This is a genomic window from Cohnella sp. 56, assembly GCF_037963805.1.
In the GTDB taxonomy this organism is placed as follows: Bacteria; Bacillota; Bacilli; order Paenibacillales; family Paenibacillaceae; genus Cohnella.
Genome location: NZ_JAZDQE010000003.1, coordinates 195,326 through 209,381, shown reverse-complemented (window position 1 = coordinate 209,381; position 14,056 = coordinate 195,326). Strand labels below are relative to the sequence as shown.

The following is a 14,056-nucleotide window of genomic DNA, read 5'->3' as shown; positions in this document are numbered from 1 at the left end:
CTCCTAACCGTTCAGCGTGAGCGCGATTCCGATGCCCGCGCCGATGGCGAAGGCCGTCAGAAACGCCTCCGCGCCCTTGGATATGCCAGATACGAGATGGCCGGCCATCAAATCGCGCACCGCGTTGGTGATCAGCAGACCCGGCACGAGCGGCATGACCGACGCGATCATGATCGTGCTCTGCTGCTCACCGATGCCCAGACGCACGACCAGATAGGACAGCAATCCGACCGCGAGCGCCGCCATCAGCTCCCCGAACAGCCGGATCGAGCTGAGGCGCGCCATCCGGCCCAGCAGCCAGAAGCCCGTCCCGCCGCACAGCATGGCCGCCGGCATATCCGACCAGACCCCCTCGTACAGGATCAGGAAGCAGCCGCTCGCCAGCGCCGCCAGAATCAGCTGAATCTTGAGCGGATAGACGGGCGCCGCGCATTCCGTCTCGCGCAACAGCCTCTTCGCCTCCACCGGCGACAGCAGCCCGCCCGCGATGCGTCTGGAGATATCGTTCACCGTCGTCACCTTGCTCAGGTTCGTCGAGCGCTGCGAGATGCGGACGAGCCGCGTCGTCGTCTCCGTGCCCTCGATCGCGAACATAATGCCCGTCGGCATAACGAAGCTCTGCGGTCCCTCCGCGCCATAGGCATAAGCGATGCGCATCATCGTATCTTCCACACGATAGGTTTCTCCGCCGTTCTCCAGCATGATCTTGCCGGCCAGCAGGCAGACTTCGACGATCTCTTTGCAGCTTGCTTGCGTATGTTCCATCTGATCGGTCCCTCGGCTTGGAGAATGGGTACTTGTAAAGTAGTATGGGGTTAGAATAAGATGCAAACGGGGTGAGCGTCAAATGTCAGTTATTCGAATGGCGGGCGGTCCTGTCGTAACGGTCGGTCACGTCAAGCCTTCCCGGCCCGACTTCCAGGCGGTCGGCGCCTTCAATGCCGGCGTCGCCGTGCTGGGCGACGAGACGATACTGCTGCTGCGCGTGGCCGAGATGCCGCTCCAGCCGGAGTCCGGCGCCGTCCTGGTGCCGATGCTAAGCGAGCAAGGCACCGAGCTCGAGCTGGTCCGCCTGCTCGCGGACGATCCGAACTACGACTTCTCCGACTCCCGCGTCATCAAATGGTACGACGGCTCCTATGCCTACCTGACGTCGATGTCCCATCTCCGCATCGCCCGCAGCCTGGACGGCGAGCGCTTCGTCGTGGACGAGCGGCCCGCGATGTTCCCGACCGGCGAAGCCGAAGCTTGGGGGATTGAAGACCCCCGCATCACCCAACTGGAAGATACGTATTATATCACTTATAGCGCGGTCAGCTCGCGCGGCGTCGGCGTCGGTCTGGCGAAGACGCGGGACTTCGTCGACTTCGAGCGGTCGGGCATGATTCTGCCGCCGGAGAACAAGGACGCGATGTTCTTCCCCGAGCGGATCGGCGGCAAATACTACATGCTCCACCGCCCGGTGCCGAGGTCGATCGGCGCGCCAGAGATGTGGATCGCGGAGTCGCCAGACTTGCTGCATTGGGGCGGACACCGCTACCTGATGGGGCTCCGGCCTGGACTGTGGGACGGCGGCCGCATCGGCGGCGGCGCAGTGCCGATCCGGACCGACCGCGGCTGGCTCGTCCTCTATCACGGCGCCGACGCAGATAGCCGTTACTGCATGGGCGCGGCCCTGCTGGACCTGGACGACCCTGCCCGCGTGCTTGCCCGTTCGCGCGTGCCGCTCCTGGCCCCCGAAGCCGACTATGAGGTCAACGGTTTTTTCGGCAAGGTCGTGTTCTCCTGCGGCGCGATTCTGGCCGGCGACACAGTGCGCATGTACTACGGCGCCGCGGACGAAGTCATGGCCCGCGCCGATATCCCGCTGGCGGACATATGGGCCAGCTTCTGATAGGACCGGCGGGGCTCAAGGGCCCCGCCCCGGCCCGCGCAGATCCGGGGCGGCCGGGCAGTATTCGCTGCGGCCCGCGCAGATCCGGGTCGGCCGGGCATATTCGCTTCGTCCCGCGCAGAGTCGGGGTCGGCCGGGCACATTCGCTTCGTCCCGCGCAGGTCCGGGTCGACTGGGCATATTCGCTACGGCCCGCGCAGATCCGGGTCGGCCGGGCATATTCGCTGCGGCCCGCGCAGATCCGGGTCGGCCGGGCATATTCGCTACGGCCCGCGCAGATCCGGGTCGGCCGGGCATATTCGCTACGGCCCGCGCAGATCCGGGTCGGCCGGGCATATTCGCTGCGGCCCGCGCAGATCCGGGTCGGCCCACCACATTCGCTTCGTCCCACCAAGGCCGAGCACATTCACACTGAATCGCATAGAGTCGGGATTGTCCGAACATATTTAAATGTTAAAATGCAGTTAATATCGGCTATTCGTGCCCGACGTAGCGGGATAACTGCAAAAAAGCATTTAATTGTCCCTATCTCGCCAGACTCGGCCTGTTTATCGGCGATTTAGCTGCGTATTTGCAGCTATCTCCGATCATCACGCGCACTTCGTCGTCGATAACTGCATATTTGCAGTTATCGCACGATATCGCGTGCAATCGCCTGCATGATGCAAACTTTACAACCTTGTCACGCGATACGACCACAAGAAAGGATGTCTTTCCCTTTGCCAGCTAACATTCTCGTGCTCTTCACCGGCGGCACCATCGGCAGTCGGCGCGGCGCGTACGGCATTGACGTCGATACGACCGGCTCCTACTTCCTTATGGAGCAGTATGCCCAAATATCGGGAACGCCCGGCTATACATTCGATACGGCGCAGCCCTGCAACCTGCTCAGCGAGAATCTGGTGCCGGCCGACTGGACGCTGCTCGCGCGCTCGATCCGCGACGCCTTCGGCCAGGGCTACGACGGCATCGTCGTCACACACGGCTCCGACACGCTGTCGTTCTCCGCGGCGATGCTGTCCTATCTGTGCTGCGACGCGCCGATCCCCGTCGTCCTGACGGCCGCCAACTATCCGCTGGACGATCCGCGGAGCAACGGCCTCGCCAACTTCGCGGCGGCGGCGGACTTCATCGCGGACGCCGGCCTGCCCGGCGTATTCGCCCTGTTCGGAGACGACCGCGGCGAATCGGTCGTCTACCTGGGTACGCGGATCACGCAGGCGCTGCCGTTCACCGACCAGTTCGACGCGCCCTACGGCGCGCCGTTCGGCTACATGCGCGGCGGCCGCTTCGAGCCGCATCCGCATCCCGTCAACCCGGCAGCCGGCCAGCTCACGCGCCGCGCGCAGGCGGAGCCGCCCGCTTTGCCTGCTTCGGATGACGCGTGGCCGCCCGTCCTCTACATCAAGCCGTACCCCGGCCTGGACTACGGCGTCTACGACTGGCCGGACGATCGTGCGCCGCGCGCCGTGCTGCACGACACGTATCATTCCGGCACCGCCAACACACGCGAGGGCGCGCCGGACCGTTCGCTGGCGGCGTTCATCGCGTATTGCCGCAAGCGCCGGGTGCCGGTCTATCTCGTGCCGATGCGCAATCCGGCCGGGGATATGTACGCTTCCTCCGCGCTGCTGACCGCCGCCGGCGGCCTCGCACTCGAGGGCATCTCGTCCGAGGCCGCCCTGATGAAGCTGCTGCTGGGCTGCGCATGCTCGGCCGATCCCGACGAAGTCGAGCGATTCATGCGGACGCCGCTTTTTTACGAATATATGGCATAACGGCAACAGACAGCAAGAAGACCGGCCCGCCAAGGCGCCGGTCTTCTTATATGTTTGCATCGCCCGGCACACCCGGCAGGCCGCCGTTCACGAACCGGCAGCGATGCCGAGCGGCAGCACGATCCGCCCCGCCTCCGCATCTTCGCGAACGACGACCTCGACGCCGTACACGTCCCGCATGAGCGCGGGATCGATCGTCTCGTCCGACGCGCCCGACGCGGCGACGCGGCCGCTGCGCATCACGACGATGTCGTCGCTGTAGCGGATTGCCTGATTGATATCGTGCAGCACCATCCCGATCGTCATGCCCTGCTCCCGGTTCAGCCGGCGGATCAGCTCCAGCACCTCGATCTGATGGTACATGTCCAGGTACGTCGTCGGCTCGTCGAGCAGCAGGATGCCGGTCCGCTGAGCCAGCGCCATGGCGATCCAGGCCCGCTGCCGTTCGCCGCCGGACAGCCGGTCGAGCCTGGTGTCCCGCCGGTCCCCCAGACCGGTGCAGGACAGCGCCCAGTCCACCGCCTCGCCGTCGTCCTCGGACGACCGCCGCAGCGCGGAGCGATACGGCTGGCGCCCGTAGCCGACCAGCCGCTCGACCGTCAGGTCGTCGGGCGCCTCGTTGATCTGATGCACGACAGCCAGCCGGCGGGCGAGCGCTCTGGCCTTGTAGGACGACAGCGGCCGGTCGTCCAGGAGGACCTCTCCGCGCGACGGCCGGAGATGGCCGGACAGGACGCCGAGCAGCGTCGACTTGCCGCTGCCGTTGGGCCCGACGATCGCCGTGACGCGTCCCGGCGCGAGCCGCAACGACACGTCCGCGAGCTCCTGGGTGAGCTTGCCGTAGCCGAAGCAGATGCCCTTAGCTTCCATAGATGCGACCACTCTTTCTTAGCAGGAAAATAAAAAACGGCCCGCCGATCACAGTCATCAGAATCGAAGCCGGAATCTCGGTCGGCGCGAGCAGCGTCCGGCCGAGCGTATCCGCGACCAGCAGCAGGAGCGCCCCGGCAAGCGCGGAGAACGGAATCAACGTCCGGTGGTCGGAGCCGACGAGTATGCGCGCCGTATGCGGCACGAGCAGACCGACGAACGCGATGAGCCCCCCGATCGCCGTAGCCGAAGCCGCCAGCAGCACCGCCACCGCGGAGACGATCAGCCGCGCCCGGACGACGGGCAGCCCCAGATTGCGGGCCGTGCGGTCCGGCATCGCCAGCAGATTGCACCATGAAGCCAGCAGCGCGGCGAGCAGCAGACCGACGAGCCCGTACAAAGCCATCGACCGCACGTCGTCCCACGTCTTGAGCGTGAAGATCGAGGTCGTCGCCTGGTTGACGCTCGTGACCGCATAGCTGCCGCGGTAGTTGAACGACTGCCCGAGGCCGGTGAACGTCGCATTGACCGCGATGCCGATCAGGACGAGCCTGATCGGGCTTAGCCCCGATTGCCACGACAATGCGTAGACGAGCGCGCAGGCCAGCGCGCCGCCGAGGAACGCGAACACCGGCAGCCAGAAGAACAGCGCGGGGAAAACCGTGACGAATACGAGCGAGACGAGCCCGGCACCCGACGAGACGCCGATCACGCCGGCGTCGGCGAGCGGGTTGCGCATGACGGCCTGCAGGAGCACGCCGGACACCGCGAGCGCCGCCCCGACGAGCATGGACACGACGATCCGGGGCAGCCGCAGGTCCCGGATGACGGCGGCCTGCTCGTCGCCGCCGAACAGCAGGCCGTGCAGCAGGCGGCCGGGAGCCAGCTTGATGCTGCCCGTCGTCGCCGACACATAAGCGGCGGCGAGCAGGAGCAGGACGACGGCGGCATATGAGAGCAATGGCCGTCTCACGGGTACAACAGCTCCAGCAGCCGGCTCAGCGCGTCGTCCGCGCCGAGACTCGCCGTCGTGCCGAACAGCGATTCCTCCAGATCGTAGACGCGCCCGTTTTTGACCGCGTCGAAGTGCTTCCATATATCGTTCTTCTTGAACTCCTGATCGAACATCTTGACGACCTCGTCGGGCATCCCGTGCGCGGCCCGCAGGATCACGTCGGGGTTGGCGCTGTGCAAATATTCGGTGTTGGAGGCCAGATATTCCACCTTCTCGCCTTGGGCCACGTTGACGCCTCCGGCGATCCGCACGAGATCGCCGATGTACGAACGCTCGGTCGCGACGAGATAGCTGCCCGGCACCCCCATCAGGATAAGCACCTTCGGAGACGGCTTGCCCGCGGCAAAAGCGGCCGCCTCTATAATTTTGGCATCGTACCTGGCGTTCAGCGACGCCGCCTCCGACTCCCTTCCGTACTTGGCGCCGAGCTCTGCGATCGCCTGCTGCATATGACCGATGCTGGTCAGGTCCAGAAACTCCGCCTGTACGCCTGCCGCCTCGAACTTGGGCTTCAGATCGTATTCGAGCGTCGTCACGGACAGCACGGCGGTCGGCTTCAGCATCTTGACGACCTCCATGTCCGGGCTCATCGGATTGCCGATCTTGGTCACATCCGCATAGCGTGCGGGCAGCTGCTTGGCGCTGGTCGGGATGCCCGCCAGCGGCAGTCCCAGCGCGTCGGCGATCTGCGTGATCGCGACCGTCGTCGACACGATGCGCGGCTGCTGCGCCTGCGCAGCGTCCGACGCGCCGGTTCCGTCCGCCGGCCCCCCCGACGATGCGTAGGCGCTCGCAGTCTCCGCTGTTCCCGAGGCTCCGGCATCTCCCCCGTCCGCACTTCCTTTCCCGCAGCCCGCGAGGATCAGCGCCACGATCAGCACGATCAGCGCGGCGATACTCCGTCTGTTACGCTTGTTCAACTATGAGCTCCCCTCTCGCGCGTCCGCCTTGACGTACGCAAGAGGAAGCCGGCTGGCGCCGGCCTCCTCCGCTTGTCTCGGCGCGCCCGCTCCGGCATCGCCGGAACGCGCATCCCGAATTATGACTTCTTGTAATCCAGCAGCTTCAGCACCAGCGTCACGGCTTCGGCGCGTGTCGCCGTCGCTACGGGAGCGAACTTGTTCTGTCCACGCCCGGAGACGAGACCTTCCTTGAAGGCGACGGCAACATACGGCCGCGCCCAGGCAGGAATGTCGCCGGCGTCTGCGAAGGTCAGCTCTGGAGCCTGCTCGACCGGCAGTCCCAGCGCGCGCACGATCATGACGGTCAGCTCTGCGCGGCTGATCTTGCCACCCGCGCGGAAGGTGCCGTCCTCGTACCCGCCGACGATGCCGCGGGCGACCGCCAGAGAGACATAGCCCTTGGCCCAGGCGGGCACCTGGTCCTTATCCTTGAGCGTCAGTTCGCCGGCCTCAGCGGTATCCAGTCCGAGCGCTCTGACGAGCATCGCGGTGAACTCGGCACGAGTCACCTCGCCGCCGGGCACAAATGTGCCGTTCGCGTAGCCGCCCACGATCCCCAGCTTCACGGCGCGCTCGATCGCGTCCTTCGCCCAGTGATTGGCGATATCGGTCAGCTTCACTTCAGGCGTGTTGCCGCCGTTCTCCTGCTTGCCGCCTTCCTCCTCCTTGTCTCCCTTTGTGCCGTCCTTGCCGCCGCCCGGCGTTCCGCCGACCGGACTGTCGGGAATCGGATTGCTCGTCGCCGCGCCGGCGCTGCCGAGCTTGATCCGCACGTCGTAGCTGTGATAATAGTTCATGGCCGGCCAATTCACGTTAACCCATCCGTTGAGCGTCGTATTCAGCGCGGCCACCGGGAAGCGCACCCAGCGCGTATTCGCTTGTTTGTCCTCGTAGGCCGTAGAAGCCTCCGCCAGCGAGCCGCCATTCTCAACCTTGAAGCTCGTGATCTCCTTGCTCTGCTGGAGTTGGATGTATACCGTCTTGCTGCCGCCCGATACCTGCAGCACGCCCGGATGCGTCACGTAGCCGTCCATGACGGAAGGGGCGTCTTCTTTGGTGTGCAGGATCGTATATGAGATTTGATAGTAGCCGTCCTGAACGCCGTTGTCGCCCGGATTGCCAGGGTTGCCCGGATTGCCCGGTGTCTCCTTCTCGGTCACTTGCAGCTGGAAAGCGAATGTCCGCTCGCTCGACTCGCCGTCAACCTTTACATATCCCGTATAAGCCGCCGTCAGATCCGGAATCTCGAATTGGACGTCGGACGATGCTGCGAGCGCCAGTGTCCGGACTTCGGCAATTGCTTGAGGCGCGGCGCCCGTGTACGGCAGAATATCGTTCAACGAACCGGCTTGACGCAGCTTCGTGAGCGCGGCTCCGGCATTCAGCTTAAACGTGACAAGATACTTGCCGTTGTCGGCCTTCAGCGAGGCGCCGCTCTTGAAGTACGTCTTGGCCTCGTCCGGCAAGCTCGCCAGCGTGATATCGTATTCGCCGTTCGCCACCGGCAGCGGGCTGATATAGCCGATGCTGTCCGCGTCGAAGGCGTAGCGGATGTCGTGCCACATGTCGTATGTTTGGCCGCCCTGCAGCGGCATTACGATATGGACTTTGCCGTTCAGCTCGCTCCGCAATGCAGCTGCGGGAATCTCGACGATGCGCGTATTCGCGGATTCGTTCGCCGACAGCGTGTCAGCTTCTACGAAGGAACCATCGCCCGCCGCATACTGGACATTTTTTACGATGCTGCTGTCTTTTACGGTGAATGAGACCGTCTTGACGCCGCTCTTGACCGCAAGCCGCTTCGGCTCCAGGAAGTAGGCGTTCATGCCGGACAGCTGTTCCTTGGTCGCATGCTTGGCCGCAACGCCGATGCTGTACACGCCATCGCGAAGCACGGGCTCTGCCGGACCGGACAGACGCTTAATGCTGTTCGCATCGAACTTGAAGCGGATCGCATGCCACATGTCGTAAGGCTTGTCGCCGTTTTTCGTGACGATATGCACCTGTCCGCCGATTGTCTGATCGACGCGGTCCAGCTGCAGCTGCACGGTGCGGGTATCGTTCACCGGATCGACGCCCGTCACGAGCGTATCGTAGTACTGGTCCGTACCTTGCGCGCCGTAGGTTACCGCCTGGACCGTGAGGTTGTCTTTGACGGTAAATGTCACATATTTCTTGCCGCCTTGCACGACCAGACGCTTCGGACCGAGGAAGTAGCCGTCCATGCTTGACGGCTGCTCCTTGGTGGCGTGCAGCGCCTGGAAGTCCAAGCTGTATACGCCGTCGGGCAATTTGCCCGTCTTGAGCGGGATCGCGGACGTGTCGAATGCGTATTGGATGTAATATTTCTCGTTATAAGAGATGGACGGGACGATGATATGAATCTTGGCATCTACCCGCGCCGCCGGATCGTCGATTTTGAAGCGGACCGTCTTCCGGTCTCCATCCGCCGGGACGTCGAGCGATATATCCTGATAAGCGCCGCCGGACTTGATCTTGAGGTATTGATAGAAGCTGCTCGACTTCAATGTCAGCGTCGCATACGCTTCGCCGCCTTCGATATTGAGGGTGGCCGTCGGCTCCACATAATCCGCCGCTACAGACTTCTCATTCGTCTCGGTCAGTATTTCTTCGGGCTCTGGCGTCGCGCCCCCGACTTTGTATACGCTGAGCGCGACCGAATAGCTGCCTTCCAGATAAGCGGATGCGGGATTTACGGAAGCCGCGCCACCCGAGCCGGATTCCGCCTGTGCCGCCGGCCAGCGGATCGTAGCCAGCAGCGTGAATGCCATCGTCAGGACGGCGACGATTTTGATCAGCTTTTTATTCAATTTCATATTCTCCTCCATACGATTAAAAGTTGTAAAAGATCGAATTGGCGCAGAAAAGACGTCAGCGGGTGTTGCGGTTGCGGCTGCGGTAAACGAGACTTCCGGCGATCAGCGCGGCTGCCACCGCGATGCCGACGGCGATCCAGACGTTGCGCGCGTCGGACGCGGCTGTCGGCGACGGCGAGGCCGCCGCTGCGACGGTCGCGGCTGGCGCTGCGGCGGAGACGCCCGCAGCCCCGGCGGTCTCCTCCGGCGGCAGCGAGGATGGCTGCGGCGCGAGGTCCGCGGCGCTGCCGGCGTCAGCCGACGGCTGCAGCTCTCCATCCGCCGCAGCCGGAGAAGCTGCGGGCTGCGGCGCCGCGCTTGCCTGCGCGCCGGAAGCGCCGCTCTCCGACGCCCCGCCGGCTTGCTGCGTCTTCGCGGGAGCAGTCGCAGCCGGTGTCGGCGATGCCGCCGCCTTGTCCTGCGTTGGTGTCGCGGCCGGCGCTTGGGGCGCGGCGGACGCCTGCGTCTCCGCCGGCTGCTGCATCTTGACCGGAGTGTTCGTCCCCGTCGGCGTCTTGGTTGCGGCCGGCGCCTGCGTGGCCGCCGGTTCGCCGCCCGCCGTCGTCCCTTCGAGCAGCTTCGCATGGCCGGGCTCGAATGCGTAGCGGACCGTGTAGTCGTGATCGTAGTCGATATCCTCGACCGTCACATGCATCTTCACGGCCAGCGGGGCCGACAGATCCGTCACGGCGAAGCGCACCGTACGGGTATCTTTGGCTTTATCGCTGGCGACGACAGCCGCGTCGATATAGCTGCCGCCCGACGGCACTTTGAATTCGGTGATCCATTTGCTGTGGTTCATGCGCAGCTCCACGGTAATGGCGCCGCCTGCGACCGTCACCTTGGCCGGCTTCTCAAAGTAATCGTTGGCGATGGACGCCGAATCGTCCTCCGCTCTCAGCACGGTGTAGGCGATCGAATATGTGCCGTCAGCCAATGCCTCCGCCGCCCGGACGACGGCAGGCCGGAGCCAGACCGAGACAACGATGAGTACCAGCAATGCGGACAACGCCGCCAGCCGCCTTCGCGACAATCTATTCCCCTCCTCATTGCCTGATAACCATTAATTGATTATCATTCTCATTAAAATAACAAAAAAAAGAAATGTTCTCGTTGTATCAGCCGGACAAATGCCTCATTGGGCAGATCCGGCTCGGGAACACTGTGTTCGGCTCCCTAAAACCTTGATATATCAACCTTTATGTACACTTCGGCCCTCCTCGATTTGTTGCATCCATCGTTATACCTCAACCCGCGCTTACCAGATTATAGCACCAATTATCATTGACATCAATAATGATTCTCATTATCATTGAGAATACACGTCATATATTTACCATAACATTCCACAGGAGGTTGCTTGTGAGACCGTCCATACCTATACGGGCCGCTCCGCTGCTCTGCCTCGCGGCATGGCTGACCGGGTGCGGCACCGCACCTGCCGGAGAAGCGGCGAACCAAGGTCCGGCTGCGCTCGTCGTCCATGACTTCGCCAAGCGGGAGGTTCGGTTCGCCCAGCCGCCCGCACGCATCGTCGCGCTCGGCAACGGCGAAGCGGACATCGTCTACGCGCTGGGCGGCAGCTTGGTCGGCAGGCCCAATGCGACCGGCGCCGATCCGCTCCCCGCCGCGGCCGGAGACGTTCCCCAGGTCGGATCCGCCCACGAGGTGGACCTGGAGCGGATCACGCTGGCGAAGCCGGATGTCGTGCTGGGGAACTATCCGCTGAACCAGAAGGATATCCCGACGATCGAAGGTCTCGGCGCCAAGCTCGTGCTCGCGGGCGCCGACTCCGTCGAGGACGTCAAGCGCGAGGTCGTCCTGATCGGCGAGCTGCTCCGGCGCGAGGACGCCGCGGCCGGCCTCGTCGCGCAGATCGACGAGGGCCTCGCGAACGTCGCAGCCCGCCGGCCCGCCGAGCGGCCGCGCGTCCTGCTCGTGTACGGCGCGCCGGGCGCGAACATGGCTGCGCTGCCGAACTCGCTGAGCGGCGATCTGCTGACGCTGGCCGGCGGGGACAACATCGCGGCCAAGTTCACTTCGCTGCAGAGCTTCCCGCAGTACGCGCAGCTGAGCGCGGAGCGCATCGTCGAGGCCGATCCGCAGTTCATCTTCATCATGAGCCACGGGGATGCCGAGGCGGTGAAGTCTTCGTTCGTGAAGGATATGAGCCGCAACGGCGCCTGGGACGGCGTCGACGCCGTCCGGCACGGGCATGTCGCGATTCTGCCGGCGGACCTGTTCGGCACGAACCCGGGCACGCGGGTGATTGCAGCGCTGGAGCTGCTGCAGCATGAGCTGGAGCTGACGCCATGACCGGCGGCTTGACCGACGCCGCCCGTCTGATCCGCCGCCGCAGGCTCGTCCTGATCGCCGCGCCGCTGCTCCTGATCGCCGCAGCAGCCTACGGGCTGGCCGAAGGCTCGGTCCGCATCGGGCTCCGCGAGCTCTGGAACGCGCTGGCCGGCGGCGGCGATCCGCTCCATCGGCGCATCCTGCTCGATCTGCGGCTGCCGCGTGTGCTGGCCGGCATGCTCGTCGGCGCCGCCCTGGCCGCGGCGGGCGCGCTGCTGCAGGGCGTCATGCGCAATCCGCTGGCCGATCCGGGCATCATCGGCGTATCCGCGGGCGGCGGGCTGGCCGCCGTGCTCGCGATGGTCGTGCTGCCGCAGTTCGGCTATCTGCTGCCTGTCGCCGCCTTCGCGGGCGCCGTGATCGCTTCCGTACTCATCTATTCGTTCGCCTGGGACGGCGGCTCCTCGCCCGTGATGATCATTCTGGCCGGCGTCGCCGTCAACGCGCTGCTCGCGGCCGTCACCAACGGCCTCATGGTCGCCTACAGCGACCGCGTGCAGGCCGTGCTGCCCTGGCTCGCCGGCGGGCTGAACGGCGTCGGCTGGCAGCGGCTGTCCTTCATGGCGCCGTATGCGCTGGGCGGCCTCGCCCTGTCGGCGCTGGCGATCAAGCCCGCCAACCTGCTGCTGCTCGGCGACGACTCGGCGCGGCTGCTCGGCCAGCGCGTGGAGCTGCAGCGGCTGCTCCTCATCCTGCTGTCGTCGCTGCTGGCCGGCTCGGCCGTCAGTGTCGCCGGGCTCGTCGGATTCGTCGGCCTCGTCGCTCCCCATGCGATGCGGCTGACGATCGGCGAGGATTACCGCTACCTGCTGCCCGCTTCGGCGCTGTCCGGCGCGCTGCTCGTCGTCGTCGCCGATACGGCGGCCAGGTCGTGGTTCGATCCCGTCGAGCTGCCGGTCGGCGTGCTGCTGGCATGCGTCGGCGCTCCGTTTTTCCTGATTCTGCTTCGCAAAAGGAGGCGTATAGGTTGAAAAATACGGCGCTGCGTCAATCGGACTCCGAGGAGGTTCGGGACGATATCGCGGATAATGCGCCGGAAGGCGCCCCCGCCGAAGCGATCGCCGTCCGCGGCGCAAGTCTGGACCGCGGCCACTTCCGTCTGGCCGACGTCCGTCTCTCGCTGCCTGCGGGACGCATCACCGCGATCGTCGGACCCAACGGCTCGGGCAAGTCCACGCTGCTGCGCCTGTTCGCGCGGCTGATGAAGGCCGACGGCGGGACGATCGCTCTGCACGGCAAAGACCTGCGCAGCTACGGCACCGCCGAGCTGGCGCGCACGATCGCCATGATGCCCCAGTCCGCCGGGAGCCAGCCCGAGCTGACCGTGCGCGAGGTCGTCGCCTACGGCCGCGCGCCCCATCGCAAGCTGCTGGCCGCGCGTCTGTCCGCAGCGGACGAGGCGCTCGTCGACTGGGCGCTGGAGACGACGGGCACGACGCGCCACCGCGACCGGCTCGTCCATACGCTGTCCGGCGGCGAGCAGCAGAAGGTCCGCATCGCCATGGCGCTCGCCCAGCGCACGGACACGCTGCTGCTCGACGAGCCGACGACTTATCTGGACGTCGCCCATCAGTTGGAGCTGATGGAGATGCTGCGCCGCCTCAACGCGGAACGCGGCCTGACGGTTGTCATGGTCCTGCACGATCTCCAGCAAGCCGCCGCCTACAGCGATTATCTGATCGCCATGAAGCGCGGCAGGAAGATCGCCGCCGGGCATCCGCGCACCCTCGTGACGAGCGCCTTTATGCGCGAAGTATACGGCATCGAGGCGCAGGTCCGTTTCGAACAAGCTTACCCGGTCATCGTGCCGGCATCATTCGCGGGCAAACGCCCGCCCCAGGAGGAATCATCGATGGTTATCGTGACGAACACTTCGCATATCAAGCCGGGCAACGCCCACAAGCTCATCGAGCGCTTCGACAAGATCGGCAAGGTCGAAAACATGGAGGGCTTCCTCGGCCTCGAGGTGCTGCTGACCGAGAATACGAAGGATTACGAGGAAGTGACGGTCGTCACCCGCTGGAACCGCAAGGAGGACTTCCAGGCGTGGACGCGCAGCGGCGCGTTCAAGGAATCCCATGCCCACCGCCAGATCCCCGACTATATTCTGAACAACAAGATCACCTTCTACGAGGTGAAAATCGTGCGCGGTCCGCGCAGCGCCGAAGACGAGACATCAGACGCAGCTGCCGTGTCAGGCTCGGACGGCCATTCGTCCGTGTCGGAGGAAGCTTCCGCTTAACGACAACACATCATCCGCAGCGGGACGAACGAACTAAGCAGTCCGCGTTTTTCGTTCGTCCCGC

Annotated in this window: 11 protein-coding genes; 5 read left to right on the top strand and 6 right to left on the bottom strand. The window is 64.8% G+C overall.

What is annotated here, in order from left to right; genetic code table 11:
* Positions 1-3: 3 nt before the first annotated feature.
* Entirely contained in the window at positions 4-765 is a 762-nt protein-coding gene (locus VQ071_RS06520; RefSeq protein WP_340513087.1) for a threonine/serine exporter family protein, read from the bottom strand.
* Positions 766-847: 82 nt separating this feature from the next.
* Between VQ071_RS06520 and VQ071_RS06515 the strand changes: the two genes are divergently transcribed.
* The gene (locus tag VQ071_RS06515) at positions 848-1,894 is read left to right on the top strand and encodes a glycoside hydrolase family 130 protein (RefSeq protein WP_340513086.1); all 1,047 of its coding nucleotides are present in this window, start codon (positions 848-850) and stop codon (positions 1,892-1,894) included.
* A gap of 719 nt (positions 1,895-2,613) precedes the next feature.
* Complete coding sequence (locus VQ071_RS06510) at positions 2,614-3,672, top strand: asparaginase (RefSeq protein ID WP_340513085.1); 1,059 nt, start codon at positions 2,614-2,616, stop codon at positions 3,670-3,672.
* A gap of 87 nt (positions 3,673-3,759) precedes the next feature.
* Here VQ071_RS06510 and VQ071_RS06505 read toward each other — a convergent pair whose 3' ends face one another.
* The 5 genes from VQ071_RS06505 to isdC all read right to left on the bottom strand — a co-directional run bounded on the left by VQ071_RS06505 (position 3,760) and on the right by isdC (position 10,428).
* Positions 3,760-4,542, bottom strand: coding sequence for an ABC transporter ATP-binding protein (locus tag VQ071_RS06505; RefSeq protein ID WP_340513084.1), 783 nt, complete (start codon positions 4,540-4,542; stop codon positions 3,760-3,762).
* Complete coding sequence (locus VQ071_RS06500; RefSeq protein ID WP_340513083.1) at positions 4,532-5,515, bottom strand: FecCD family ABC transporter permease; 984 nt, start codon at positions 5,513-5,515, stop codon at positions 4,532-4,534. The genes VQ071_RS06505 and VQ071_RS06500 overlap by 11 nt, the downstream gene beginning before the upstream one ends.
* Positions 5,512-6,477 (bottom strand): heme ABC transporter substrate-binding protein IsdE, encoded by a 966-nt coding sequence (isdE, locus tag VQ071_RS06495; protein WP_340513082.1) that lies wholly within the window; start codon positions 6,475-6,477, stop codon positions 5,512-5,514. Before isdE ends, VQ071_RS06500 begins: the two co-directional genes overlap by 4 nt.
* Positions 6,478-6,596: 119 nt before the next feature.
* Entirely contained in the window at positions 6,597-9,356 is a 2,760-nt protein-coding gene (locus VQ071_RS06490; protein WP_340513081.1) for an NEAT domain-containing protein, read from the bottom strand.
* A 55-nt stretch (positions 9,357-9,411) separates the two neighbouring features.
* Positions 9,412-10,428 carry a heme uptake protein IsdC gene (isdC, locus tag VQ071_RS06485; protein ID WP_340513080.1) on the bottom strand — a complete coding sequence of 339 codons (1,017 nt, stop codon included), beginning with the start codon at positions 10,426-10,428 and terminating at the stop codon, positions 9,412-9,414.
* Between the two features lie 329 nt (positions 10,429-10,757).
* On the opposite strand from isdC, the gene VQ071_RS06480 reads away from it, so the two are divergent.
* The 3 genes from VQ071_RS06480 to isdG are packed head-to-tail and all read left to right on the top strand — an operon-like array spanning position 10,758 to position 13,992.
* The gene (locus VQ071_RS06480) at positions 10,758-11,711 is read left to right on the top strand and encodes an ABC transporter substrate-binding protein (protein ID WP_340513079.1); all 954 of its coding nucleotides are present in this window, start codon (positions 10,758-10,760) and stop codon (positions 11,709-11,711) included.
* Positions 11,708-12,721 (top strand): FecCD family ABC transporter permease, encoded by a 1,014-nt coding sequence (locus tag VQ071_RS06475; RefSeq protein WP_340513078.1) that lies wholly within the window; start codon positions 11,708-11,710, stop codon positions 12,719-12,721. Before VQ071_RS06480 ends, VQ071_RS06475 begins: the two co-directional genes overlap by 4 nt.
* Positions 12,718-13,992 carry a heme oxygenase gene (gene isdG, locus VQ071_RS06470; protein WP_340513077.1) on the top strand — a complete coding sequence of 425 codons (1,275 nt, stop codon included), beginning with the start codon at positions 12,718-12,720 and terminating at the stop codon, positions 13,990-13,992. The genes VQ071_RS06475 and isdG overlap by 4 nt, the downstream gene beginning before the upstream one ends.
* Positions 13,993-14,056 lie beyond the last annotated feature (64 nt).